The sequence below is a fragment of the Pedobacter sp. KLB.chiD genome (assembly GCF_047040275.1).
GTDB lineage: Bacteria > Bacteroidota > Bacteroidia > Sphingobacteriales > Sphingobacteriaceae > Pedobacter.
In genome coordinates this window covers 1,998,010-2,024,935 of sequence record NZ_CP178207.1, presented here as the reverse complement: position 1 = coordinate 2,024,935, position 26,926 = coordinate 1,998,010, and the positions used below count along the sequence as shown (strand labels likewise).

The following is a 26,926-nucleotide window of genomic DNA, read 5'->3' as shown; positions in this document are numbered from 1 at the left end:
GGAGGATAATTTTGAGCAATTTACAAAAAAATACAAATGTACAAGGCATTAAACAATGTTCTAATAGCGCTTTTACGTAAACTGATCTCTTTATTCCTGATTTGAGTATGAATCTCCCCTATTTATGCGGTTAGTAAACAACCGTATTGATTAATATTTAAACTATACATTACAAAAATTTAATCATACTTATCAATACGGTTGTTTAGATCAGGCTTTCAATAAAGCTGGTTTTTCGTGGTAGGTTCTCCAAAGCAGCTCTCCGAATAAGGTGTTTGACCAGGCAAACCAGGCCCTGGTGAAATTTGCCGGATTATCTTTATTAAAAGATTCGTGCATGAAACCTTTGCCCGCATGCGTTTTACGCAAAGTGTCTATACAATATTTAATCTCCGCATCATCTTTAGAGGTTAAAGCCCGCATCGTAATACTCATTGGCCAAATCATGTCCTGCCCTGCATGCGGGCCACCAATGCCTTCTGCAGCAGTACCCTTAAAGAAATATGGATTATCTTTAGAAAGTGCAAATTTTCTGGTATTCTGATAAATCGGATCTTCCATTTTCATCGCCCCTAAATAAGGCAAACTCAATAAACTCGGTACGTTAGAGTCGTCCATTAGATACGAACTGCCAAAACCATCAACCTCAAAAGCATAAATTTTGCCATATTTTGGATGGTTTACAATGGCATGTTTTTGCAGGGCGGCATTTACCTCATCTGCAAGATTTAACAAATTGCTTTCTAATGTCTTGTCGCTGTTTAGTGCTTTAATCATTTCTGCAGCCTGCTTTAAGCTCGATACAGCAAAAAAGTTAGATGGAACCAAAAAAGGGAAAATGGTTGCATCATCACTCGGACGAAATGCAGAACAGATCAGTCCGACAGGGTTTACCGGAAAACCATAACCCGCCATGGGTAACGAATCGGTTGGTTGAGTCGTTTCCCGCTGGAAATGGTACGGTCCTTTATCGGCTTTACGTTGTTGCTCTTTGAAAGTTTTTAAAGTCGCCTCAATTCCTTTCTTCCAATTGGCATCAAACGGCGTTTTATCACCTGTTTTTTTCCAATAATGGTATGCCAAACGGATGGGGTAACACAACGAATCAATTTCCCACTTGCGCTCGTGTACACCCGGCTGCATAGCCGTTTTATCGGTTTTCCACTCGCCTACCTTGTTCGCATCGCCGTAAAAAGCATTGGCATAAGGATCTTTTAAAATACATTTGGTTTGGTGGATAATGACACCAGCAATCAGTTTTTTTAATGGCTCATCCTCATTAACGAATTGTAGGTAAGGCCAAACCTGTGCTGAACTGTCCCGTAACCACATGGCATCTATGTCGCCTGTAATCACGTAAGTATCTGGTCTGCCCTCTTTTTCGGTATAATAAACTGTTGTATCCAAGGTGTTTGGAAAACAGTTTTCAAACAGCCAGCCCAATTCAGGATTTTTAACATTCGACTGGAAAGTTTTTATGGCAGCATCTATCGCTTTGCTTTGAAAATGCCTTTTCGTTGCAGCTACACGTACTACAGGGAATTCAGACGCGAGATCAGCCGCAAAAGAAAATTTCGATGCAACCACTCCTGCCCCTAACAGGCCTGTGTTTTGTATAAATGTTCTTCTTCTCATTATGGTGTATTATGATATTTTGGTTTAGTTTTCTTGTGAACGACATCCGTTTTATCGTCAATCCATATCACCTGTAAGGGCAGCATGTTATTCGGTTAGTCCTTAACAAAAATAGGATAATTTTCTGAACTTCAAAATCACAATCGCTAATTAAACTATTCCTAAATCGATTTTCTTATGTTAGAACGGTGATAGTTATTTTTCTGGGTGGATCGGTTGCAAAAGAAATTGTGTAGGCTCTGTTTTTATTTCTGCCTTCGATATCTGGCTTTAATTTACCAATAGTTATGGCACGGTGATTTCTCGATACGCACCCTCCATAACGTCAAAAAATATAGGGAAGTGAACCGGTAATGGTGCTTTAGTTGTGTTTATCCTTTTTTCCTTCTGATGGATGATTTATTTAAGTTAAACAACGTTTTTTTCAGCTCGGTTTCTGTAAATTCTTTTTCATAGAATTGCCTGGTCTTCTTGTTTACAAAAAGGGTAGCAGGAATAGCACCCGACCATTTTTTATCGATCCTTTCTATATATTGCTGCTGATCGGGCTCATTTAAGACAAATACCTCCGCATTAATCTTATGCTGCTCCACAAATGGAATGACTTCCTTTTGTAACTTTGATTTAAAATCCAGACTCACCAACAGTACCTTAACAGGTTTTGTTAAATTGGCTAAACGCAGCTTTTCAAAATTTGGCAGCTCCGCTACGCACGGCGAACACCAGGTTGCCCAAAAGTTGATCACATATGTAGTGTCTTTACCATTAGTAATGCGTTCATCCAAATCATCCAGCGTCAGCAGTTTTACTTGTGCATGGGCAGAAAAAGTGATTATTGATAAGATGATGATGCTGAATATACGCATAGATGGACAATGGAAAATGATGGGATTATTTTGTTTTTGGGATCCGTCACCCTGAACTTCCGCCCGGCCGGTCGGGTGTTTCAGGGTCTTTAAAAGAATAATACTCATCATAAATTCATTTTACTAAAAAGATGCTGACCACGAATTAGCTATTAGGCCTTTAAAAAACAAAAAAAACTAATAAAATCAGTTCAGCATGACAACAAGTAGAGAGATTAACTAATTCACCGAACCCGATTTAACCAGCACCCGCTGGTAGGCGGGTAAAGTCAAATCATCTACAATTACCCCTCTTGTGGTACTGGCATGTACAAAAAAACCGTTGTTAAGGTAAACACCCACATGATCTACATCATTTCCACCAAATGAGAAAAATACCAGATCGCCTTCTTTTAAATTGCCGACATCTTTTCGTCTGATCACACTGGCCTGCTCGCGTGAGATACGTGGAAGCGTAACGCCGTATATTTCTTTCTCCAATAGAAATGCAAAACCGGAACAATCAATACCATTTTTATCTAAACCTCCGAAACGGTATTTTACACCTGTCCAATCGGTAATAAAACGATAGAGTGATTTGCTTTGCAGCTGTGCCATTGCGTCAGCCGCTCTTGCCGCTTTTGTATCACTCCTCACGGTATATTTTCTTGTTCCGCAGGAAGATACTAATAGCATGAACACTATTAAGTATAAAATATATTTTTCGGGGCGCAAGGTGCAAGGCAGAAGGTTTAAGGTAATTTGCATAAATATGATATTTAATTAGGGATTAAGATGTTTTGTCCTTAAACCATACACCCTAAACCCCTAACCTTTCCTAATTCTTAATCAATCTTTGTATCTCATCCAATTTTAACAAAGCTTCTACAGGTGTTAACGCATTTACATCAAGATTATTCAGGGTATCGCGTATTTTCACCAGTATAGGATCATCAATGGCAAACATCTGTAACTGATAGGCCTGGTTCTGCACTTTTTTAATGCTGTCTTTTATGCTTTGTCCTTCAGTACGGTCTATCTCCAGTTTTTTCAGGATCTCGTTGGCACGGCCTATCAATCTGGACGGCATACCGGCCATTTTTGCCACATGTATACCAAAACTATGCTCACTGCCGCCAGGTACCAATTTCCGTAAGAAAATCACCTTATTGGCCATTTCTTTTACCGAAACGTTAAAATTTTTGATACGCGGCATGGTATTGGCCAATTCGTTTAGCTCATGATAATGTGTGGCAAACAAGGTTTTTGGTCGCGCTGTAGGGTGCTGGTGCAAAAATTCAGCAATCGCCCAGGCAATAGATATACCATCGTAAGTACTTGTTCCGCGGCCAATCTCATCCAACAAGATCAGGCTATCGTCCGAAATGTTATTTAAGATACTTGCAGTTTCGTTCATTTCGACCATGAATGTACTTTCTCCCGACGAGATATTGTCAGATGCCCCCACCCGGGTAAAAATCTTATCTACTATCCCGACTTCTGCATCCTTAGCCGGAACAAAAGACCCCATCTGTGCCATTAACACAATCAGTGCGGTTTGACGTAAAATGGCTGATTTACCTGCCATATTGGGGCCGGTTATCATAATGATCTGCTGACTTTCCGTATCGAGATATACATCGTTTGTAATGTACTCTGTGCCAACAGGTAGCTGTTTTTCAATTACCGGGTGACGGCCGCCTTTAATATCAAGAACCTTATTTTCAGTAACTTTAGGTTTGTTGTAATGATTTTTAGCCGCCAATTGCGCAAAACACAATAAACAATCAAGCTGTGCGATTAAATACGAATCAAGCTGGATCGGTTTGATATAGCTGGCCGTTTCATACATCAGTTCGTTATACAAACGAATTTCAATAGCCTGTATTTTCTCTTCTGCACCTAAAATCTGATCTTCGTATTCTTTAAGTTCCGGTGTGATATAACGCTCGGCATTTACAAGCGTTTGTTTACGGATCCAACCCTCTGGCACTTTATCTTTATGGGTATGGGTAACCTCTAAATAATACCCGAAAACGTTATTAAAGGCAATTTTTAACGATGGAATACCGGTTGCTTCTGCTTCACGCTTCTGGATCTGAACCAGATAATCTTTACCCCCAAAGGCAATTTTGCGTAAACGGTCTAAATCTTCATCTACCCCATCAGCAATTACGTTTCCTTTGATGAGCAATGCCGGTGGATCAGCCTGTAATTCTTTTTCAATCCGTTCCCTTATGGCCAGACAAGGATTTAGCTGGTCGGCAATTTTAATGAGGAAAGGATTTTTAGATTCGGCAGCCAGTTTTTTAACCGCTTCAATATGATAAAGTGCACGCTTTAAAGCCACCAGTTCTCTCGGGCCAACCCGTTGCAGGCCTACTTTTGAAATTAAGCGTTCTAAATCGCCAATCTGTTTGATGTGTGATAAAAATTCTTCCTGTAAAGTTCCATGGGCCACAAAATATTCCACCATGCCCAGCCTTTCCTGAATAGGTTTCAATTCTTTTAACGGCATAATGATCCACTTTTGCAACAAACGTGCACCCATTGGGGTACAGGTATGATCCAAAATATCGAACAGCGTTACCGCATTTTCGTTAGGCGAATTCACCAGCTCCAGGTTACGGATAGTGAAACGGTCGAGCCACATGTAGCGGTCCTCCTCTATCCGGCTAATCGAAGTAATGTGCTGCAGGTTGCGGTGTTCCGTTTCACCCAAATAGTGCAAAATCACACCAGCGGCCACAATTCCACTTTGCAAACGTTCTACACCAAAACCTTTTAACGAAGAAACCTCAAAATGTTTCATCAGTGTTTCGTTGCCAAAATCAGTGGTAAATGGCCATTCATCTAAGCCAAAAGTGTAAAAACGATCACCAAAGTTTTCAGTAAATGCCTGTCTTTTAGATTTCTGAAATATAACCTCTGTGGGTTTAAAACCTTGTAAAAGTTTATCAATATAGTCGCTGTTGCCCTGGGCAATTAAAAATTCACCCGTTGATATATCTAAAAATGAAACGCCCAATTGTGTTTTGTCAAAGTAAACACAAGCCAGAAAATTATTCGACTTTTGGTTTACAATATTGTCGCCATAAGCCACACCAGGCGTAACCAGCTCTGTTACGCCGCGCTTAACAATGGTTTTGGTTGATTTGGGGTCCTCAAGCTGATCGCAAATGGCTACGCGTTGCCCGGCACGTACCAACTTGGATAAATAATTATCTAAAGAATGGTGCGGAAAACCGGCCAATTCTAAAGCCCCACCATTAGGGCCGGTACCTCTTCTGGTTAATACGATGCCTAAAATCTGTGCCGTTTTAATGGCATCCTCGCCAAAGGTTTCATAAAAATCGCCAACCCTAAATAGTAAAAGTGCACCTGGATACTTCGCTTTTATCGCGTTGTATTGCTGCATTAACGGGGTTTCTTTATTTGTGTCTTTAGCCAAAACTGAAATGAATTTACAAAAGCCATAAAGATAACACGAATAAGCATTTTACAACTGTTTTGTTGAAAAGTTGAAAGATTGTTTAAAAGAGAAAGGCTAATTGGTTAGCTGTTTAAATTGGTTAATTGTAGGATACCACAGTTAACCGGTTTACACAATTTAAACAGTTAAGCATCATCTGAAAACCACCGGTTCCGTACATTTCGGATACTGTAGCCCTGCTTTACGCTTGTAGTCCCTCTTTCCAATCGGGAGCTACCGCTTCAATCAGTTTAGGTACAATGGTCTGTTTTAACCCGGTTATATAACAGATTGAGTAATTAACAATTGAGCCTTATTTGGAAATGAAAGGTTCCGTACATTTCGGATACTGTAGCCCTGCTTTACGCTTGTAGTCCCTCTTTTCAATCGGGCGCTACCGCTTCAATCAGGTTTAGGCACAATGGTCTGTTTTAACCCGGTTATATAACAGATTGGGCAATTAACAATTGAGCCTTATTTGGAAATGAAAGGTTCCGTACATTTCGGATACTGTAGCCCTGTTATTTGCTTTACTTCGTTACACTCCGTGCCCGCTCCTACCAGGTTTAGGTACAACGGGCTGTTCCGATGATCACACCTTAACGCACTTAAGAATCAGACTTTTATAAATAAATAAATTTTCTTAAGTTTATTTTCAGCAATCTAAATTAATAAATCTGACCAAACCATTCCCTCATCTTTGATATGTTTTACAATAATGCTCTTTGTGATATCTATATTGGAAGCGGAGCCGGCAAAAAGCTCATGAATGATATGAAAGCTGCAAAGCGTTCAGTCAAAATAGTCTCCCCTTTTTTATCGCCTTATTTGATTACAGAGTTGATTTATCTTAAAAGCAACAACATTGATATCAAATTAATTACAACAGATAACATAGAAGATTTTTATGGTTACCGTGAAAAAAATATTTATAAATTGATTATTCAAAATCGGAATACAGACGTTCAGAAACAGAAACTCCGAGAGAAGTGGATCAGTTTTACAAGTCGTCTTTCTTATATTGGCTTTAGTTTAATAGCCCTGTTAATTGTTTTGGCATATTATTTCAGGAGTGTTGAGATATTTTTTGGTTTTATGCCAATTATCATCATTTTTCTAATTCAAAGTTTATATAAAACTAAAATTAAAAAACTACAGATTTACTCCTATTATTATACGCAGCTATTTCCGTTTAAGGTATATATAGCCAATGAAAAAACATGCTTTATTCACAGTAAAATTTACTTAATTGATGACCAGATAGCATATTTGGGTTCATTAAACTTCACCCAGAGTGGTACTCAATTTAATCATGAAACGCGAGTCAGAACAACTGATGTAAATGCAATACGAGAAATAAGGAAAGAAATTGACCATCTCTTTGAACATCCTTACCTGCCGGTTGTAGATTTACAACTTTGGGGAAAACAAATATATACCGAGCCAATTAACTAAAATTAACAATTAATTTTAAAACGTTTTGACCCGTCTGCTGTTAAGCTAGTATAAATTTAAAACTCATTTTCAATTATGACGATCCAACTCAACACCGACAAAAATTTAACGATACATCAGGAATACGAAGAAAAAATCAATAGCCAGTTAACCGAAGGCTTAAATAGATTTAGTGACTTAATTACGCGAATAGAAGTTCATCTTTCTGATGAAAATGGCAGTAAGGAAGGATTGGACGATAAAAGGTGTTTATTAGAGGCTAGAATTACCGGTAAAGAACCAATTGCAGTAACCAATATGGGCGATACTTATGATATAGCCATCACCGGTGCCTTAACGAAATTGAAAAGCGCATTAGAGAAAGTGGCTGGTAAGATGAAAGCACATTAAATTAGCCTTTATCGTCATTCCCGATAAAACGGAATCTTAACGCTTTAGCATATATTAGGATTCCCTTCCGATAGCGAACTATCGGATCAATGGGAATGACGAATTTATCGATAAGTTCTTTACAACTGCTCAATATATCCCAAAAACAGCTTCAAAGCCTTCCTTCTGTCATCTGTAACATCAAACTGCAATTTATGGTACAGATAATCTTCCAGATCGAAATTTGGCGACTCCGGCAATTCCGCCAGAACTTCCTTTCTATGGTCTAAACCAAATTTTAAAGCAGCATTAAATTCAGTTTTAAATTCTTGTGAAATTTCTTTATTGGCTACCCAGGCGGCGTACATAAAGGGCAAACCAGTAAAATTCTGCCATTCCTCTCCCATGTCGTAGGCGTAGGCAAAATCCTGTTTTTTGCCAAAGGTTCTATCGCCGATCAAAACAAAAGCATCCGTTTTGGCATCAGGATCGGTGGTAAATTCCACGTCGTTTTTCCAATAGAACTTTAGCAATACTTTTGCTAAGTTATTCGAGGTGCGCGAGTGGGCATCCAGCCTTAGCGTTTTAATTTCCCGGGCCGGAACCTCACTAAAAATAAATACAGAATTTACTCCCCCGTCACTGCCTATACAATAATCTGCTACAATGTTGGCATTTGGAACCAGCGGAATGGCTGCTACTGGCATTAAACCGATATCTGCCTGTCCGTTAATTACTTTTGCAGCGCAATCTGAAGGAATATCTAAACTCAAATCAATTTTATTGATGAGGTCTGAATGTTTTAGTCCGTATATAAAAGCTTTTGTATTGGTATAGGCAACAGCCGATATTTTAATCTTATTCAAGGTGTTATGTTTTGCGCTTCGTGTTTAGCGATAAGCGTTATTATTTAATTAATAAACTCGCCATGATTCTTCTCCGCATAAACCACTATATCATTAAAGTCTATTTATGCTTAGATCCTGGAAACACCCGTTCGACCGGCCGGGCGGAAGTTCAGGATGACGAATGATAAAGAGTCTTTAAACAGATTAAACGCTCTGCTTGCCAAGGGTCGTGTTCCCGACGAACCTTTAATATATTTCGTTTGCTAAAGATAAGAACCTAAGCCGTTCATTATCCAATTACCAAACCGTCTAAATGAACAGCGCTGTTAAACTCCAATACCGTAAATTTTCCATTTTCGAAACCCATTTTATAAAGTACTGTATTTTGATGCGGGAATTCGGTCATCTCGCTCAATGGTCTGCCTAACAATAAACATAAAAAAACGCGAATTGCCCTACCGTGCATACAAAGTAAAACCGTTTTTTCTTCGGGCCTCGTCATTAAAACTTCCATAGGTTGTTTCAACCGTTCATAAACGTCCTGAACACTTTCGCCACCTTCAAAATGAGCGGTATAATCTCCGTTTTCCCAGCTTTGTAACATCATTCGGAAAGCCTCACGCGCTTCCTCGGTATTTGGTTTTCCTTCCCATATACCCCAGGCCAACTCATCTAATCCCGAAAGTCTTTCCCAGGGTAATCCTGCATCAATAAACTTCTGCACGGTTTGCCAGGTGCGTTTCAGATCAGATGTGTAAATCTTATCAAAAGGAACATCCTTATATTTTTGATAAAAAGCCTCTGCCTGGGCACGGCCTAAATCATTTAAGTCAGAATTTATACCCCTGCCCTGTACTATGCCCTGCCTGTTGAGTTCTGTTTCGCCGTGGCGTATGATGTATATTTCTTTCATTTATTAAGTTATTGAATGAGTGAGTTTTGAATGATTAAATATCATCTGAAACATAAACCTTAATACTCACTCACTCTATCATTCCTTCATGCTAATATTAATTCACCACTGGTAATTTATAATATTGCGGTTTCTGCTCTTCTTCAAAAACAACATTTTCAAAATCCGTAACCACATTATATAGCGTATCGCGTTCTATTGCTTTTCTGCCTACCTGTTTAATCAGATTAACCAATTCTTTGGTACTCATAGCCGGATTTTGTTCTTCCGCCCCAGCCATGGCGTAAATTTTCGTAGTATCATCCAAAGTGCCGTCAATATCGTCGACGCCATAATTTAAGGATAACTGTGCCGTTTCCCGACTGATCATGGCCCAGTAGGCTTTAATGTGATCAAAGTTATCCATATAAATACGGGCAATGGCATAATTTCTTAAATCTTCTATTACTGAAGATTCGGGCACATTACTCATCTGGTTATGCTGATTTCTGAATTTTAAAGGAATAAAAGTTTGGAAACCACCTGTACGGTCCTGCAGCTCGCGGAGTTTTTCCATATGGTCTACGCGGTGCCAGTATTTTTCAATATGGCCATACAGCATGGTCGCATTACTGCGCATGCCCAGCTTGTGCCACTCTTCATGTATATCCAGCCATTGCTGACCGGTACATTTATCTTTAGCAATTTGTTCCCTGATTTCGGGATGAAAAATCTCTGCTCCACCACCCGGTATCGATTCCAGGCCTGCTTCTTTCATCAAACGCATTCCCGTTGCGTAATCAATTTTGGCCTTTTTGAAGATATAATGGTACTCTACAGGAGTTAACGCTTTAACATGCAAATCCGGACGGTGCTGTTTGATAGCGGTAAACAGTGCCGAATAAAATGCCACATCATACTGAGGAAGGACTCCGCCCACAATGTGCACTTCCGTTACCGGTTCGTCATCATATTTTTTAACAATATCAAGCATTTGCTCCATTGTTAAGGCCCAGCCCTCTTCTTTTTGCTTGATTAAGCGGGAGTAGGAACAGAATTTGCAGTCGTAAACACAAAGATTGGTCGGCTCCAGATGAAAGTTGCGGTTAAAATAGGTTTTATCACCATGTTTCTCTTCCCGGATAAAATTGGCCAGCACTCCGAGATAACCCAATTCTGCATGTTCGTATAAGTACACACCCTCGTCGAAGGTAATCCGCTCTTTATGAAGAACTTTGTGCGCGATGTTTTGTAGTTCAGTTGATAAATTGGTATCAGCTAATATTTTTTCAACTTGTTCAGTTGTATTCATTCCTGATTAATTTTCAACAAAAATACAATATTGAGCCGATTTGAAAATCATTTTCTTGTAACAAACCGTGATTTTTGACAGTCAATCGCAACAATTAATAAAAGATGAACACGGATATTAAGTGGGTATTAATTTAACATCCGCCACAGAAACACGGAAGGCGCGGAAAAAATACAAAAGAAAAAATTTGTATATAGACACATTAGTTTAACAGCCATTGATAGCATAACTACCTCGGTCATTATTCCCGCGCATGCGGGCATCTTAAAGCGCCTGCCTTACGACTCCCATCCGATAGCAATCGGATCGAGTTGGGAATGACGGCATCTTGGAACCTAAACTGTTTTCTAAAATAAATCAGACCCGATAAGAGTGAAAGCGTAACAAACAAAAAAAGCACCTTTTTCAAAAGGTGCTTTAAGGGTATGTTTTTCGATGTTAGATATTATCTTGCTGCAGGCGCAAATGTCAAAATAATATTCGCAGTTCTGCCGCCAAACTCGATTGGCGATTTTAATACCATTTGTGTGCTGGAAAGTTCAGTTAACACTAAACGATAACCTTCGGTTACATTTTTAGCTTTATCACCCTCGTATATCTTTTTAAACTGGAAAGTTTGATCTTTTGGTGCGGCCGACCAGAAAATCGTTTGCATGACCGAACCACAAGCGCTCGACGCCGGTAAAGTGTAAGAACCGTTACCACTATTGGTCAAATTCCATGTGCTCCCCTCAAAACATTTGTAGGATTTCTCTCCGAATAAGCCTTGAACAGCGCCATCAGGCAATCCTTCTAAAGCAACGTTTGTTACCACCCATTCGCGTACAACCGTGCCTCTGCTGCCGGTTACACCTGCAGTTACCCGTTTTGCCGTATTACAGCTTTGTAACATTACCAAAGTAGAACATGCTATGGCGATAGCTATAAATAATCTTTTCATTTTTGTGTAATTTAAATTTTCTCAAACTTGTTACATAAATCTTGCCAAAACCATTATGAGCCGTAAATTAGCGGTAAATTACTAAATTGCGCTTCTATATCAGTTCGTCCAAAATCAATTATCATGAAACCAGAAACCCTTGCTATTCACACCGCTAATCTTGTAAAAATCAATACTGGTGATGTTACTCCGCCGATCAGTTTATCCACCACTTTTTTTCGTGGCGAGGATGGTGGTTATCCTGGGGGGCATATGTATAGCAGGGTAAGCAATCCTAACCGGTCTGCTTTAGAAAACACTGTATGCAAATTAGAATATGGCGAAGATGCGGCAGCTTTTTCTTCGGGCAATACCTGCGGTTTGGCTTTATTTCAGGCTTTGAAACCTGGTAGCCACATCATTGCGCCTGATGATATGTATTGGGGCATTAAAAAACAGCTACTGACGATTTTTAATGATAGTTTGGAATTTGATTTTATTGACCAGACCGATTTAAATCTGATCCAATCAAGCATAAAACCCCATACTAAACTGATCTGGATCGAAACGCCATCCAACCCGCTATTAAAGATTACGGATATTGAGGAAATTGCCAGAATCGCTAAAGCTGAAAACATCACTTTGGTTTGCGATAGCACTTTTGCCTCTCCTGTTTTACAAAATCCGATTTTATTGGGGGCTGATATCGTAATGCATAGCAGCACTAAATATCTAGGCGGACATAGCGATGTGCTTGGCGGAATTTTGATAACCGCGAAAAAAGACGAGTTGTGGGAGAAAATCAAAAATATTCAGCAAACCGGTGGTGCAGTGCCTTCACCTTTTGACTGCTTTTTATTAAGCAGAAGCATAAAAACCCTTGCCTACCGCATGAAAGGGCATTGTGAAAACGGAAAGATTATAGCTGATTATTTAAATAAGCATCCAAATGTTGAGGCCGTTTTTTATCCCGGCCTGAAAGATCATCCTCAGCATGAAATTGCCGGAAAACAAATGAAAGATTTTGGTGGCATGATGTCGTTTCTGGTTAAAGGGGGTGTTGAAGCAGCTCACAAAATGGTCAATAAAGTTAAATTATTTGCGCAGGCAACCAGTTTGGGCGGCGTAGAGAGTTTGATTGAACACCGTTATTCGGTAGAAGGTCCTGACAGTAAAACACCAAAAAATTTACTCCGGATTTCTGTGGGATTGGAACACCCAGATGATATCATAGCCGATTTAGCGCAGGCCTTAGGATAAGACGTTTTCGGTATGGTCATCCCCGGCATGAAGACCAGTTATTAAAATCTTATTTACTATGATAAATCCCTGATCCGTTTAAGCGGATGGTTTGTCGCTGAAAAAATAAATACCTCATTTTCATTAAGTTATTTAAAATTCGAAATTTTATTTTGTGTATTTAAAATAAATTCAGACATTTGAAATATTATTTGGCGGAAAGCTAAATAAAAGTCAATCTTCATAGGTTGATTTATAAAGAAGTGGCGAGAGACTGGCTCCACGACCCACTGGCAACCCTCAGAAAGAGAAGGTGCCAATTCCTGACCGGATAATATGGTATTATCTGGAGATATAAATTAGAACTGATGAAAACATTAAACTTTCGATCGCTAAGCGAACCTACTGCTGAACTAAAAACGGTGAAACCATTTTCTGTTTCTATTGCTTGTTACCATATGTCTGCCATGGCATGTATGTGCTGTTGCATACGGTAATTTAAAAATCTTCCTCTTTTGTTTCTTTCAAACTGGAAGGTCCCGAATCATTGGGATACGCCCTGCAGGCTTTAGGATTAAGCTAAGCCACCCTATTAAATTGTTCAACAAATAAAAACAGCAATCATGTCAACATCATATAAATTTGAAACTTTACAATTACACGCGGGTCAGGAAATAGATCCAACAACAGGTTCAAGAGCTGTACCGATTTATCAAACTACTTCTTATGGGTTTAACAGCGCCGAGCATGGCGCCAATTTATTTGCTTTGAAAGAGTTTGGCAATATCTATACCAGGATCATGAATCCGACCAATGACGTTTTCGAAAAACGTATTGCAGCTTTAGAAGGCGGTGTTGCGGCTTTGGCTGTGGCATCAGGTCAGGCTGCTCAATTTATAGCTTTAAACAATATACTGGAAGCTGGCGACAGCATTGTTTCTTCTTCTCACATTTACGGCGGAACGTATAACCAGTTTAAGGTGGCCTTTAAGCGTTTAGGTGTTCATGTCGATTTTGCAAATCCGGATGTGCCAGAAGAGTTTGAGGCAAAAATTACGGATAAAACCAAAGCCATTTACCTCGAAACCATAGGCAACCCTGCGTTTAGTGTACCTGATTTTGAAAAAATTGCGGCCATTGCCAAAAAATATGATCTTCCATTAGTGGTTGATAATACTTTTGGTGCAGGCGGTTACTTATTTAAGCCATTAGAGCATGGTGCCAACATTGTGGTAGAATCTGCAACGAAATGGATTGGTGGACATGGAACAAGCATCGGTGGAATAATTGTTGACGGCGGAAACTACAATTGGGGCAATGGAAAATTCCCTCAGTTCTCTGAACCCTCTGCAGGTTACCACGGCTTGGTTTTTAGTGATGTTTTTGGTATTGGCGGGCCGTTTGGTAATATCCAGTTCATCATCCGTGCCCGTGTTGAAGGACTAAGAGACCTTGGTCCTGCGCTATCACCTTTTAATTCTTTTCTTCTGTTGCAAGGATTGGAAACCTTATCGCTCCGCGTACAACGCCATGTTGATAATGCCCTTGAACTGGCTACCTGGCTGGAAAATCATCCGTTGGTTAAGGAAGTGCATTATCCGGGATTAGCAAGCAGCAAATACAACAACCTCGCAAAGAAATATTTAAGTAATGGTTTTGGGGCTGTGTTATCTTTCGAATTAAATGGAAGTAAGGAAAACGCCACCCAGGTTATCGATAAGCTAAAATTGGTTTCACATCTTGCGAACGTGGGCGATGCCAAGACCCTGATTATCCAACCATCGGCCACAACACATCAGCAATTGAGCGAAGAAGAGCAATTGGCTGCAGGTGTAAAACCAAATGCCTTAAGGGTTTCAGTTGGTATTGAACATATCGATGACATTAAAGCAGATTTTGAACAAGCATTTGCGGCCATTAACGCACAAGTTTCTTCTGAGAGTTTATCAGCCTAAGCCCGTTTATTTCCCGAATACAGCAAAACAATGAGTACAGCATCAATATATAATCATAACAAACAGTTCAAATTAGAAAACGGAAAGAAAATCCGTAACCTGCAAATTGCTTATCAAACTTATGGAAAGCTAAATGCAGCTAAAGATAATGTAATCTGGGTTTGCCATGCACTTACAGCTAATGCTGATGTTTTTGAATGGTGGGAAGGTTTGTTCGGGAGAAATGCTTTGTTCAATCCTGAAGAGCATTATATTGTATGCGCCAATGTTTTAGGTTCTCACTATGGCAGCACCAATCCATTAAGCAACAATCCGGTAACGGGTTTACCTTATTACCTTTCTTTTCCGCAATTTACCATTCGCGATTTAGTATCTGCACACCAGTTATTGGCTTTGCATTTGGGTGTTGATTATATAAAATTGTTAATTGGTGGTTCCCTAGGTGGGCAGCAAGCTGTGGAATGGAGTATTTCGGAACCGAATAAAATAGAAAACCTAATTTTAATTGCTACTAATGCAGCTCATTCTCCATGGGGCATTGCTTTTAATGAAAGTCAGCGTTTGGCCATTACCACCGACAGGACTTTTTATGCCAACCAACCTAACGGCGGCAGTAAAGGTTTAAAAACGGCCCGTAGTATTGCACTCTTAAGTTATAGAACCTACAGTGCCTATGGCAGTACACAGGTAGAAAGTATAAACGATAAAACTGACCATTTCAGGTCGTCTTCTTACCAGAATTATCAGGGAGAAAAATTGATCAATCGTTTTAATGCTTACAGCTATTATTATTTAACCAAAGCAATGGATAGCCATAACGTAGGCCGTAACCGCAAAAGTATTGGCGATGCTTTAAAATTAATTACGGCGAATACGCTGGTTATCGGAATAGAAAACGATGTATTGTTTCCACTTTCAGAGCAGCAGTACCTGGCCAATCATATTCCCGGAGCAGAATTTATTGCTTTGCATTCTGACTATGGACACGATGGTTTTTTAATTGAAACGAATGCACTGACCAATGTAATCGGAAACTTTATGAAAGAAAGCCGTAACAAAAAGATCATCAAATTACAGCATACTGCTTAAAAAGGTAGGGGGTAAAAGAAACCTGGTACCAGAACAAAAAATTTAAACAAAATACAGAAATAAGAACAGCTCTATCGGTGTAATCGACCTATCTGTTTAATCACTTTAAAATAATGAGTAAGAATTTAAAAATCGGTTTATTTGGTTTTGGGGTTGTAGGACAAGGTTTGTTGGATATCATCCAAAGTCAGAGCCTTAACCTGGAGATCATTAAAATCGCGATAAAAGATCCTAGAAAAAAGCGTACCCTGAATAAGGATCTGTTTACTACTGATCGTAATGAAATACTGAACAATACAGAGATCAATACGATTGTAGAATTGATCAATGATGCCGATGCAGCCTACGAAATTGTAACTACCGCATTAAAAAATGGTAAAAATGTAGTTTCTGCGAATAAAAAAATGATCGCCACGCACCTAAAAGAGCTGGTTGATTTACAACAAGAGTATGGCACTTCATTATTATATGAAGGGGCAGTTTGTGGCAGTATTCCAATTATCCGGAATTTGGAAGAATACTACGACAATGAATTGTTCCATGCGTTAAGCGGAATTTTTAATGGTTCATCCAATTACATCCTGTCGAAAATATTTAACGAGAATCAAAGTTACGATTCCGCATTAAAAGAAGCACAGGATTTAGGTTTCGCTGAAACTGATCCAATTTTAGATGTTGGAGGTTATGATCCGAAATACAAACTGGCTATTGCTACCGCACATGCCTACGGTTTATTTGTAAATCCTGACGCCATTTTAAACATTGGTATACAGAACCTATCCAACCATGATATTAAATATGCACGTGAGAAAAATTTCAAAATTAAATTAGTCCCTACCGCGCGTAAAGTAAATACGAAGGATATTGTGACCTATGTATTACCTAAACTCGTGGCAAAAGATGATTTTCTGTACAATGTAGAAAACGAATACAATGCCGTTGCCGTTCAGGCGGCTTTTGCTGATAAACAGTTTTTCTATGGTAAAGGCGCAGGCGGCCACCCTACCGGTGCTGCAGTACTTTCTGATATTGCTGCCCTACGGTATGACTACCGTTATGAATACAAAAAATATCACTCAGAAAACGGTGTAAAACATACAGAAGAAATTCTTTTAGAAGTTTATTTACGTTACGCAGATGAAGATCTGATTACGTTATTGGAATTTGATCACATCAGCGAGCGTTATGCAGCCAGCAGTTATAAATATGTGGTGGGTACACTCAGGTTGGAAAGTTTGATAAAAAACCGCGATTTGCTTTTAGACCCATCTGTTTTTGTGGCATACACAGGCAGACAGATTTACAAACAAGAGCAATTAAGTGAAAATGTTTTTGCTGCAGAGCTGGCCAGCCTTTAATTTATTTTTTAGAATTATTTTTTTTATTTGTTTTGTTGTTAAGTACAAAGGCCGGAGCGAGTCCGGCCTTTTGCATTAGCTGAATTTTTCTAAAATACGCAGTTAGTCTTTATTTTCTTTATCATTTTTATGGTAAAGCTCAATAAACGCAATCTTCTCTTCTTTTTCGAAATAGGTACAAATCAACCTTAAACCAGCGTTTACTCCCCGGCCTTTTGAAGATTTGCAGGCCATTTTTATTTTAATAACACAGGTCTTAATTTCTAAGTTATATCTGGTGAAGCTAACTGGCGGTTGCTGACTTGGCCTAACCTTTATAATTTTCTTTACCATGTCCAAGTCATCATTTATGTTCAGTACTTTTTTAGCAGAAATTTCAGATCCCTGTTAAATCCGATAAGTGAATCCAAGTACATACATTTAATGATCATCCTCATCGTATACGCTTACAGCATATGGCAATTCTCTGAAAATGCAGGTTCGTAGCTAACATCCGTCCCTTGCTCTGTAAACTCCCATGGCAAATCTTTATGCGAGTAATCGCTTATCTGCTCAATCACTTTATCTATAACATGTTTTAAAATAAAACAACGGTATGATTTATTTCAGAACAACCAGTGTTTTAATTTCGTTTCTCTTGGAATAAACAACCCCGGGGAAAGTCTCGAGGCATTTTTATCAGACAATACGAATTAAATGATAGCAACTATTTTATTTTAATATACTTTTCGATAATCACACGGTCTACCCCAGCCTTTTCTACCTTCTCCACACCTTTCTGAATCAATGTATCGTTATGGATGGCTAACTTAAACTTAAATGTTTTGCCTTCCCAATCTTTGCTTTTATAATATTCAAGTTTTTCAATATAATTATCGCCGTTTAAGATGAAACTTCCTCCTCCCGCATCAAAACTGGTACTGTCCTTGGGGTCAAGGCTATGTTTCAAAAAAGCGAAATGTGTGTTGTTAAATAACTTGATCATTTTAAGTTTCCCAGAATAATCAGTCGTTTTACTGGTTCCATTCTCTATAGTTGTAGCCGAAATCAACTGCCAGGTCCCCTGAATATCAAGGACTGAATCTTTTCTATCTTCGTCTTTATTCGCGCAGGAAAATAAAGAGAAAACGGCCAATAACATTAAGATATTTTTCATAAATCAGCTGATTTATTATTTGTAATATTTATCCTCTGCCCGCCATTTTGATCAGTTTATGTGCAAGGTCTTTGCCTAAATAACGATCAATGATGGTATGCACGACGTACAATATAGGTGTCATTAAAATGGCCACAATAAATTTATAAGTATAATTCACGAGGCCAATTGCGGCAACCATTTTCCAGCTGTAGTGGTATTGCGGATTTAAATAGAATGCAATAAAAATGACCACAAAACTATCGATCAGCTGAGAAACCAATGTAGAACCGGTTGCACGCAGCCATAAAGCACGTTCTCCGGTTATTTTTTTAATGCGATGGAAAATGAGTACGTCAGCCATTTGCCCGATAATGAAAGCTGTGATGGAACCAGCGATAATCCACATGCCCTGTCCAAAAATCCCGGCGAAGGCATTATTCATATTAAGGTCTTCGCCATTGATATTCTGGTGTACCCAGAAATCAGCGGCGCTTAAATGCATTGATCCCCAAACCACCAAAAAAGCAAAAGCAATTAAAATAGAAGTAAGGATAGATAAAAAACGGACCTGTTTTACACCAAAATATTCGTTAATAATATCTGTCATAATGAAAATAATGGGCCAGGTTAATACCCCTGCAGACATTACAAAAGACAGATTTGGAACACCAAACAAATTGATATCGAACTTTTTAAAGCCCAGTGTTTCTTCAACACTAAATAATTTGACACCAATAAATTCTGATAATATAGCGTTTGCTACAAAAAAGCTACCCAGAACGAGCAGCAAACGGCTTTCTTTTGTCTTAAAAGTCATAGGCAATAAATCTAAAAATAATCTGGCGAATTATCACAGAGATTATGCTTTTTACTAGAAAGCTTATCATCACTCAGCTTGCAATTGAATGCTAAACCACAATTTTACAATCTTTCAACGTGTAAATTAGGTTAGCAAATTTAATCTCCCAATCTTTGCGCCTCCGAAAAACAATCAGATTATGGCTGGAAAACAACACTTTTTATTAATTCTTATTTTGGGCTCACTGGCTGCTCTCGGTCCTTTTTCTATTGATATGTACCTGCCTGGTTTTGTTGATATTGCAAAGGATTTAAAAAGTTCCGAATCTACTGTGGCACTCTCTTTATCCAGTTTTTTTATCGGGATTTCTGCCGGCCAGTTATTGTACGGTCCGCTTTTGGATAAATTTGGCCGGAAAAAACCACTGTATTTCGGGTTGGCGCTTTATATCTTCGCCTCTTTTTTATGTTTAGCGGTAACCGATGTAAACCAATTGATCGGGTTACGTTTTGTACAAGCCATCGGAAGCTGTGCTACCGCTGTAGCCTCGGTTGCGATGGTTAGGGATCTGTTTTCCGTAGAAGAAAGCCCAAAAGTATTTGCTTCCCTAATGCTGGTAATCGCGGTTTCGCCCATGCTGGCTCCAACGGCTGGAGGCTACTTAATTTCGGCATTAGGCTGGAAATATGTATTTGTGTTTTTAGGGTTGATGGCCATCTTAATGCTACTCGCCTCCGTTTTCAAACTACCCGAGAGTTATACACCGGATCCCAATTATTCTTTAAAGCCTAAACCCATTCTGACCAATTTTTTGATGGTTTTAAAAGAACCTCAATTTTATACCTACGCTTTAATCAGTTCGATCACTTTTTCAGGTTTATTTGCCTATGTATCTTCATCTCCTACCGTGTTTATGAAGATTTACGAAGTAAGTAAAACGGGTTACGGCTGGATTTTCGCCTTGCTATCGGTAGCCTTTATTGGTTCCAGTCAGATCAATAGCCTCATACTAAAATGGTTTACCAGCATGAATATAGTCACTTATGCGCTTATTGCCCAATGCATATTCAGCTTAATATTTTTGATCTTTGCTTTAAATAACTGGCTTGATTTATACACGACCATTGGTTTTATCGCCCTGTTCTTAGCCTGTCTCGGATTAATTAATCCTAATGCAGCAGCTTTGTCACTGGCACCATTTTCTAAAAATGCAGGTAGTGCCTCAGCCTTAATGGGCGCTTTGCAAATGGGACTAGGTGCGCTGGCTTCAGTAATGGTGAGTTTATTTAGTGAACACTCAGTGGTACCCATGCCTTTGGTGATGACGGCTGCTGCATTTATTGCTTTAGTTTGCTTATTGATCGGAAGCAGGTTTATTACCGAAGAAGTCGAGGCATCGGCAGATGCTACTGTTGTAGGGCACTGATCTTTTCCCTGTAATTGCCATATCTTAGCATTATTGGGTATTTCCGGAATAAATCTGCCGAAGCTAAACATTTGCCAATTTATGGTTGACGCAACTTAATCCTGGCGTTTAATCCTTTGCAAAGAATTCCATCAGTTATATTTAGAATCATTTTGCAGGGCTTTTGGCAGAGGGCCTTTACGTCTTAAGCTTTTTTTTCCTATTTTCGCTTATAAGATGCTTCATATACAATCTAAACTTCCTGGTGTAAATACCACCATTTTTTCGGTGATGAGTAAACTTGCCGCTGAACACCATGCCATTAATCTTTCTCAGGGATTTCCCGACTATGCTTGTGATCCAAAACTAACAGAATTGGTTAATAAAGCAATGAAAGATGGTTTTAATCAATATGCACCAATGCCTGGTTCTACTTTTTTAAAAGAAACCATTGCAGAGAAAGTTGAAAAACTATATAACATCAAATATAACCCTGAAACTGAAATTACCGTTACGGCGGGTGGAACACAGGCAATTTTTACTGCATTGGCCGCTATTATCCATGCAGGTGATGAGGTGATTATTTTTGAACCGGCTTACGATAGCTATGCACCAACGATTAAACTTTTAGGCGGCCTGGTTAAAACTTACGAACTCGCCCCGCCAAATTATTCGATTGACTGGGATATGGTTAAGAAGTTATTTACGGTAAAAACCAGAATGATCATCTTAAATACACCACAAAATCCAACGGGTAGTATCCTATCGTCAGATGACATGAAATCCCTTATTAAACTCATTAGCGGGACCGATATTATCATTTTAAGTGATGAAGTTTATGAACACCTCATTTATGACGGACAAAAGCACGAAAGTGTGATGTGTTATCCTGAACTGAGGCAAAGAAGTTTCGTTGTGGCGTCTTTTGGTAAGCTTTTGCATGCTACAGGGTGGAAACTGGGATATTGCCTTGCACCGGAAGATTTAACCAAAGAATTCAGGAAGGTACACCAATTTAATGTTTTCAGCGTTAATAGTCCGATGCAGCAGGCCATTGCCGAATACCTTAAAGAACCAAAAAATTATACCGAAATTGGCAGTTTCTTTCAGCAAAAAAGGGATTACTTTAGAAAGCTCCTGGCTGAAAGCCGCTTTAAACTTTTGCCTTGTAATGGTTCGTATTTTCAATGTGCGAGTTATAACAGCATCAGCGATGAAAAAGATACCGATTTTAGCATCAGGTTGATCAAAGAATTTGGAGTGGCCACCATTCCGGTTTCTGCATTCTATCAAAAGGCAACTGATCATAAAATTATCAGGTTCTGCTTTGCCAAAGAAAATGATACCCTCGCCCAGGCAGCAGCGAAATTAAAAAACGTTTAACCAGACTAAACCGATACACCATGGAAGCACCTGTTTATACCCAAATCGAAAATCTGAAAGTAACTGTATTTCAGGCCTATCTTTTCTGGGAAAACACTGAGAAAAACCTGCTGAATCTGGCGCTTCGACTGTCAATGGGTGTGAGGGAAAAAACCGATATCATTATTCTACCCGAAATGTTTAACACGGGTTTTAGCATGAATTCTGAAGCTTTGGCAGAAGAAATGGGTGGAAAAACCATGCAGTGGATGCAAAAAATGGCGCATCAGTACAATTGTGTGGTTACTGGCAGCTTGATTATCAAAGAAAATAGCCAATATTTTAACCGTTTGATCTGGATGGAGCCTGATGGCAAACATCAACATTACGATAAACGCCATCTGTTTGGCATGGGCAACGAGGATCAGCATTTTAGTCCGGGTAAAGAAAAACTCATTGTTGAACTTAAAGGATGGAAAATCAGGTTGGCCATCTGTTATGATCTGCGCTTTCCGGTTTGGCTGCGTAATGTAGATGAAGAATACGATATCTTACTTTTGGTAGCCAGCTGGCCTGATAAACGATCGGCGCATTGGAAGGCTTTGATCCCGGCCCGGGCTATCGAAAACCAGAGTTATGTAATTGCGGTAAACCGTGTTGGGCATGATGGTAACCAGATTTACCATAGCGGATTATCAATGTGTCTTGATCCATATGGTAATACCGTTTATTACAAACCCGAAGACGAAGATTTATATACTTTCAGTATCAATTATGAAGAGCTGGTTAAAATCAGGAGGCAGTTTCCTTTTCTAAAAGATGCCGACCGGTTTACCATTGAATAGAGTTAGCCAATGATTGAGCTACTATTTTCAGACCCGTCGTGAAACGATTGATTATTCGAAAATATTCAACAATTAATCCGCAACTTCCCGATAACATTAATCGATATACCAATTAAACCGTAAACAAACCAAACAAATGTTTAACCGTCGTAAATTTATAAAAGCTTCAGCCCTGTCAGCTGGGTTAATGGCTATTGATAAAAGCAGTATTGCCAAGGCCTTTCCTAAAAAATCGTCGAAAGCCGGAAATATTCCCATTGTAATTTCTACCTGGGATTTTGGCATTGCGGCAAATGCTGATGCCTGGAAAGTGTTATCATCTGGCGGACGTGCTTTAGATGCCGTAGAGCAGGGTGTTTGGGTGCCTGAAGCCGATGAGAAAAACCAATCGGTCGGTTATGGTGGTTTGCCAGACCGTGATGGCCATGTTACGCTGGATGCCTGTATCATGGATGAATTGGGTAACTGTGGTGCTGTTTTGGCACTCGAATACATTAAACATCCCATATCGGTAGCCCGTAAAGTGATGGAAAAGACACCTCATGTTATGCTCGCTGGCGATGGCGCTTTACAGTTCGCGTTGGAGCAGGGCTTTAAAAAGGAAAACCTGCTTACCCCTGCCAGCGAGAAAGCATGGAAAGAATGGCTTAAAACAGCAAAGTATGCCCCGGTAATGAATATCGAAAATAAACTTTACGAGAAAGCCGCTCCACAAAAATTACCGGGTAACCAATATAACCACGATACCATTGGGATGCTGGCTATTGATGCCAAAGGCAATATTTCCGGTGCCTGTACCACCAGCGGTATGGCTTATAAATTACATGGCAGAATTGGCGATAGTCCGATTATCGGCGCGGGCCTTTATGTAGATAATGAGGTTGGCGGGGCAACCTCAACGGGGGTTGGCGAAGAGGTGGTGCGAAATGTGGGTTCATTCCTGGTGGTAGAATTGATGCGTCAGGGATATACGCCAGAAGCAGCCTGCAAGGAAGCAGTGATGCGTATTATCAAAAAGAAACCGGAAACGGCCAAAAACATACAGGTAGGCTTTTTAGCCCTCAATAAAAAAGGCGAATATGGTGCTTATGCCATCCAACAGGGTTTTAGTTATGCGGTCTGCAACGCAGAAAAACAGGATCTTTTAATTAAAGGTAAAAGTTATTATTAACCTGAGTCCGGATATTTAATGGAGGGGCCATTTGCAGTATCCTTACTTTTAAATAGCCCTTTAATTAAATCCGATAGTTATCGCGTCAGGATGACGATAAGAAGATAAAACGGTTTCTCGAATATAAATCCAAATACCATGAATAAAGGATCTATTCCTTGTCTAGAAGTATGTGCCAATTCTTACCAGTCAGCAGTGGCTGCCCAAAATGGCGGTGCAAAAAGAGTTGAATTTTGCGATAACCTGGCAGAAGGCGGCACCACACCGAGTTATGGTCAGTTGTTACTCGCCAAGAAAAATCTCTCCATCGAAGTTTGGCCTATCATACGTCCCCGTGGAGGAGATTTTTTATATTCTGAAATGGAATTCGCAATCATGAAAGAAGATATAAAAATTTGTAAGTCATTGAATTGTGATGGTGTAGTTATCGGAATACTTCAAGCTGATGGCGCAATAGATAAGGAGCGTTGCGCTGAACTGATACAGTTGGCCAAACCTATGGGGGTAGCTTTCCACCGGGCATTTGATATGAGTAACGATATGGATCAGGCGCTGGAAGATTTAATCTCCCTGCAAATCAAACGGGTACTAACCTCCGGAGGTTCTTCTTCAGCAATACTGGGAGCGGAAAAATTGGCGCAGCTGGTAAAAAAGGCAAACGGACGGATTACCATTATGCCTGGTGCGGGAATCAATGAAAAAAATATCAAGACCCTTATTGAGCAAACCGGGGCCACACAATTCCATGCCTCTGCAAAAGAATTTGTTTCAAGTAAAATGGAATTCAGAAATACAGAAAGCAAAATGGGTACTGTTAAAGACGAATACCGCTATGAGCTTACTTCGGAAAATAGAGTGAAGGCGTTAGTTGATTGCATAAACGAGTCGTATAATTTGAAATAGTACTTAGTTACCCAGTGAGACCTATCACAAAATGACGATCTTTTATAAGATTGCTTCCACAAATCGTATTCGCAAACTGTCTCCCCTCCTTGCATCCTGTCGCTATCGCCCGACAAAGTATCTCGTTTCCTTAAAAGAATAAACAATTTCACTTCTGATCACCACTTCCAGGTACATAGTGTAGGCCCGGCGTAAGGTAGTGAAGCAAAATCACTCTGGAATACCGGTAGTTGATGGGCGACAACAATAAAACACCGGCCAATATCAGCCCCACATAGTACCACAGGTTATCATATACTAAATCCAATCCTAAAATATACGATGCCACGCCAATAGTAATGATTTCGGCAACATTCATGGCATAACTTACGAACATGGCTACGTAGAAAAAACCGGGTTCGCGTTCAAATTTTAAGTTGCAATGCGGACAGTTCACATTTGTTTTCTGTAACCGGAATGAATAAGCACTTCCTGTAAAAATATCTCCTTTGCGGCATCTCGGACACTTACATTGTAAAAAAGCCTGGAATTTCGATAACTCAGCCATAATCTCTTGATTTGATCGTACAAAGATAAGCCTTATACTGAATACCAATTTATGATCTAGGTCATGTTCGAGGCATAAGTTTAACAGTTATTTGTTATTGAACATATAGCTATTTATCGGCTGATTTATAAACCACATAAGGATAATTAAAGTTTAACAATTTTTCCTTTAATAATTTTAATCAAGCCTTTCCCGGCAAGTATTTTAGTCCCCCTGATCACTGTTTCTACCCTTAGCCCGGTCATGTCGGCTAATTCCTGCCGTGTCACTTTTAAATTTTCGCCAACATTAACATCGCCAAGGAGGTAATTGATGATGGTTAACAAACGATGATCAGCCTTTTCACTTGCCAGTTCCTCCAGCATCATCGATTTATAAAATAGCCGCTTACTTAAAGTACAGATCAGTTCCATGCTAAAATCCGGCTCATTTTTAATCAGCTTAAAAAAATCTTCTTTATTTACGGCAATGAGCTGTGAATCTTTATTGGCAATGGTAAAGGCTAAATAAGGCCGATCAATTAACAAGGCGGGCTCACCAAAATATTGCCCGGTTTTAAAAACGCCTTGAATGAACTCCTTACCTTCATTACTCACCGTAACCATGCGCACCTCGCCCGATTTGATGAAATATACGAAACGGGGCTGCATACCAGGCTCGTAAATCACCGAATCTTTAGGATAGTTTTTGAGTTTTAAACCTTTATCAATCAATTTTTGGATGTTCATCTTTGCTCTTAGTGATCGTCATGCTGACCCGATTTCAGCATCTTTAAAACCATTAAATGTATTTATAACAAAAAAATCATTATTTAAGCGGAATACAGATTTTTATATGCTATGCCGCGGGGCCCGGGCTTCTTCGCAGCTGTTGGTAGTTCTTTATTGTACTGAGGAATGCGCTGCATTTTACCGCGCCAAAGTACCAAAGTGCCCTGCCAGCCGTGCTACCGGATCCCACAGTGGCCCTTCGACACAATCCTGTACACATCAAAAGAACTAAGCACTTTATTTAATCAGGCATTTTTGTATTTTCCTTTCCTGATTGAGCCCTGCGGGGTTTGTTTTCAAATATTTTCTGAAATCGAATAAGTACAGATGAACGCAAACCATTATTTTTTATGTTTGATAGTGCTGTTTGTTCCTCTGTGCAACTGTTTTTTAAATTTCTCCGGCCCCTGGGATTGACGGCGTTCTTCACTCAAAGCGGTAGTTTTTCAAAGCAAGCATATTATGATGCCTAAAATATCCTCAAAAGATGGTTTACGTTCGGTCGCTATCGGATAAAGTTGGGAACGACTAACATAAAAGCCTATCATTTAAACTCAAACTTTTTTCACAAAAACCGGGTGCTCAGCATTACGAAATT

24 protein-coding genes and 1 riboswitch are annotated in these 26,926 nt (G+C 39.4%); of the genes, 11 read left to right on the top strand and 13 right to left on the bottom strand.

The features are described from left to right. Positions 1-210: 210 nt before the first annotated feature. The 4 genes from ACK1I8_RS08150 to mutS all read right to left on the bottom strand — a co-directional run bounded on the left by ACK1I8_RS08150 (position 211) and on the right by mutS (position 5,931). Complete coding sequence (locus ACK1I8_RS08150) at positions 211-1,635, bottom strand: glycoside hydrolase family 125 protein (protein WP_412468838.1); 1,425 nt, start codon at positions 1,633-1,635, stop codon at positions 211-213. A gap of 371 nt (positions 1,636-2,006) precedes the next feature. Continuing rightward, positions 2,007-2,612, bottom strand: coding sequence for a TlpA disulfide reductase family protein (locus ACK1I8_RS08145; protein ID WP_412468837.1), 606 nt, complete (start codon positions 2,610-2,612; stop codon positions 2,007-2,009). Between the two features lie 108 nt (positions 2,613-2,720). Beyond that, positions 2,721-3,176 (bottom strand): C40 family peptidase, encoded by a 456-nt coding sequence (locus ACK1I8_RS08140; RefSeq protein WP_412468836.1) that lies wholly within the window; start codon positions 3,174-3,176, stop codon positions 2,721-2,723. Between the two features lie 142 nt (positions 3,177-3,318). Further along, entirely contained in the window at positions 3,319-5,931 is a 2,613-nt protein-coding gene (gene mutS / locus ACK1I8_RS08135; protein WP_412468835.1) for a DNA mismatch repair protein MutS, read from the bottom strand. A gap of 795 nt (positions 5,932-6,726) precedes the next feature. Here mutS and ACK1I8_RS08130 point away from each other — a divergent pair. Continuing rightward, positions 6,727-7,407, top strand: coding sequence for a phospholipase D-like domain-containing protein (locus ACK1I8_RS08130; protein ID WP_412468834.1), 681 nt, complete (start codon positions 6,727-6,729; stop codon positions 7,405-7,407). 75 nt (positions 7,408-7,482) lie between these two features. Next, the gene (locus tag ACK1I8_RS08125) at positions 7,483-7,797 is read left to right on the top strand and encodes an HPF/RaiA family ribosome-associated protein (RefSeq protein WP_412468833.1); all 315 of its coding nucleotides are present in this window, start codon (positions 7,483-7,485) and stop codon (positions 7,795-7,797) included. Positions 7,798-7,916: 119 nt separating this feature from the next. Here ACK1I8_RS08125 and ACK1I8_RS08120 read toward each other — a convergent pair whose 3' ends face one another. From ACK1I8_RS08120 to ACK1I8_RS08105, 4 genes are all read right to left on the bottom strand, one after another. Continuing rightward, positions 7,917-8,642, bottom strand: a complete 726-nt coding sequence (locus ACK1I8_RS08120; RefSeq protein WP_412468832.1) for a menaquinone biosynthetic enzyme MqnA/MqnD family protein — start codon at positions 8,640-8,642, stop codon at positions 7,917-7,919. A gap of 271 nt (positions 8,643-8,913) precedes the next feature. Next, positions 8,914-9,537, bottom strand: coding sequence for a histidine phosphatase family protein (locus tag ACK1I8_RS08115; RefSeq protein WP_412468831.1), 624 nt, complete (start codon positions 9,535-9,537; stop codon positions 8,914-8,916). 97 nt (positions 9,538-9,634) lie between these two features. Then, positions 9,635-10,828: an aminofutalosine synthase MqnE gene (mqnE, locus tag ACK1I8_RS08110; protein WP_412468830.1), complete on the bottom strand. Its 1,194-nt coding sequence runs from the start codon at positions 10,826-10,828 to the stop codon at positions 9,635-9,637. A gap of 445 nt (positions 10,829-11,273) precedes the next feature. After that, positions 11,274-11,768: a hypothetical protein gene (locus ACK1I8_RS08105; RefSeq protein WP_412468829.1), complete on the bottom strand. Its 495-nt coding sequence runs from the start codon at positions 11,766-11,768 to the stop codon at positions 11,274-11,276. A 123-nt stretch (positions 11,769-11,891) separates the two neighbouring features. Here ACK1I8_RS08105 and ACK1I8_RS08100 point away from each other — a divergent pair, with 123 nt between their 5' ends. The 4 genes from ACK1I8_RS08100 to ACK1I8_RS08085 all read left to right on the top strand — a co-directional run bounded on the left by ACK1I8_RS08100 (position 11,892) and on the right by ACK1I8_RS08085 (position 17,388). Next, the gene (locus ACK1I8_RS08100; RefSeq protein ID WP_412468828.1) at positions 11,892-13,007 is read left to right on the top strand and encodes a trans-sulfuration enzyme family protein; all 1,116 of its coding nucleotides are present in this window, start codon (positions 11,892-11,894) and stop codon (positions 13,005-13,007) included. 229 nt (positions 13,008-13,236) lie between these two features. Next, positions 13,237-13,347: riboswitch (SAM riboswitch) on the top strand. Positions 13,348-13,609: 262 nt separating this feature from the next. Continuing rightward, positions 13,610-14,941 carry an O-acetylhomoserine aminocarboxypropyltransferase/cysteine synthase family protein gene (locus ACK1I8_RS08095; protein WP_412468827.1) on the top strand — a complete coding sequence of 444 codons (1,332 nt, stop codon included), beginning with the start codon at positions 13,610-13,612 and terminating at the stop codon, positions 14,939-14,941. Between the two features lie 30 nt (positions 14,942-14,971). Beyond that, on the top strand, positions 14,972-16,030 hold the full coding sequence (locus ACK1I8_RS08090; RefSeq protein ID WP_412468826.1) for a homoserine O-acetyltransferase family protein: 1,059 nt from the start codon (positions 14,972-14,974) through the stop codon (positions 16,028-16,030). A 113-nt stretch (positions 16,031-16,143) separates the two neighbouring features. Beyond that, positions 16,144-17,388, top strand: a complete 1,245-nt coding sequence (locus ACK1I8_RS08085; RefSeq protein ID WP_412468825.1) for a homoserine dehydrogenase — start codon at positions 16,144-16,146, stop codon at positions 17,386-17,388. Positions 17,389-17,490: 102 nt separating this feature from the next. Here the strand turns inward: ACK1I8_RS08085 and ACK1I8_RS08080 are convergent, their stop codons facing one another. The 3 genes from ACK1I8_RS08080 to ACK1I8_RS08070 all read right to left on the bottom strand — a co-directional run bounded on the left by ACK1I8_RS08080 (position 17,491) and on the right by ACK1I8_RS08070 (position 19,343). After that, on the bottom strand, positions 17,491-17,622 hold the full coding sequence (locus tag ACK1I8_RS08080; protein ID WP_412468824.1) for a hypothetical protein: 132 nt from the start codon (positions 17,620-17,622) through the stop codon (positions 17,491-17,493). A 472-nt stretch (positions 17,623-18,094) separates the two neighbouring features. Beyond that, positions 18,095-18,544, bottom strand: a complete 450-nt coding sequence (locus tag ACK1I8_RS08075; RefSeq protein WP_412468823.1) for a hypothetical protein — start codon at positions 18,542-18,544, stop codon at positions 18,095-18,097. Between the two features lie 28 nt (positions 18,545-18,572). Then, positions 18,573-19,343: a queuosine precursor transporter gene (locus tag ACK1I8_RS08070; protein WP_293788182.1), complete on the bottom strand. Its 771-nt coding sequence runs from the start codon at positions 19,341-19,343 to the stop codon at positions 18,573-18,575. Positions 19,344-19,524: 181 nt separating this feature from the next. On the opposite strand from ACK1I8_RS08070, the gene ACK1I8_RS08065 reads away from it, so the two are divergent. The 5 genes from ACK1I8_RS08065 to ACK1I8_RS08045 all read left to right on the top strand — a co-directional run bounded on the left by ACK1I8_RS08065 (position 19,525) and on the right by ACK1I8_RS08045 (position 25,011). Then, entirely contained in the window at positions 19,525-20,751 is a 1,227-nt protein-coding gene (locus ACK1I8_RS08065) for a multidrug effflux MFS transporter (RefSeq protein WP_412468822.1), read from the top strand. 216 nt (positions 20,752-20,967) lie between these two features. Then, positions 20,968-22,113: a methionine aminotransferase gene (locus ACK1I8_RS08060; RefSeq protein ID WP_412468821.1), complete on the top strand. Its 1,146-nt coding sequence runs from the start codon at positions 20,968-20,970 to the stop codon at positions 22,111-22,113. A 20-nt stretch (positions 22,114-22,133) separates the two neighbouring features. After that, complete coding sequence (locus ACK1I8_RS08055) at positions 22,134-22,937, top strand: nitrilase family protein (RefSeq protein ID WP_412468820.1); 804 nt, start codon at positions 22,134-22,136, stop codon at positions 22,935-22,937. A 136-nt stretch (positions 22,938-23,073) separates the two neighbouring features. Continuing rightward, positions 23,074-24,108 (top strand): N(4)-(beta-N-acetylglucosaminyl)-L-asparaginase, encoded by a 1,035-nt coding sequence (locus ACK1I8_RS08050; protein ID WP_412468819.1) that lies wholly within the window; start codon positions 23,074-23,076, stop codon positions 24,106-24,108. A 138-nt stretch (positions 24,109-24,246) separates the two neighbouring features. Continuing rightward, the gene (locus ACK1I8_RS08045; protein WP_412468818.1) at positions 24,247-25,011 is read left to right on the top strand and encodes a copper homeostasis protein CutC; all 765 of its coding nucleotides are present in this window, start codon (positions 24,247-24,249) and stop codon (positions 25,009-25,011) included. A gap of 148 nt (positions 25,012-25,159) precedes the next feature. On the opposite strand, the gene ACK1I8_RS08040 is transcribed toward ACK1I8_RS08045, so the two are convergent. Together ACK1I8_RS08040 and ACK1I8_RS08035 are read right to left on the bottom strand one after the other, a co-directional pair. Beyond that, positions 25,160-25,558: a DUF983 domain-containing protein gene (locus tag ACK1I8_RS08040; RefSeq protein WP_412468817.1), complete on the bottom strand. Its 399-nt coding sequence runs from the start codon at positions 25,556-25,558 to the stop codon at positions 25,160-25,162. Between the two features lie 146 nt (positions 25,559-25,704). Then, entirely contained in the window at positions 25,705-26,286 is a 582-nt protein-coding gene (locus tag ACK1I8_RS08035; protein WP_412468816.1) for a Crp/Fnr family transcriptional regulator, read from the bottom strand. Positions 26,287-26,926 lie beyond the last annotated feature (640 nt).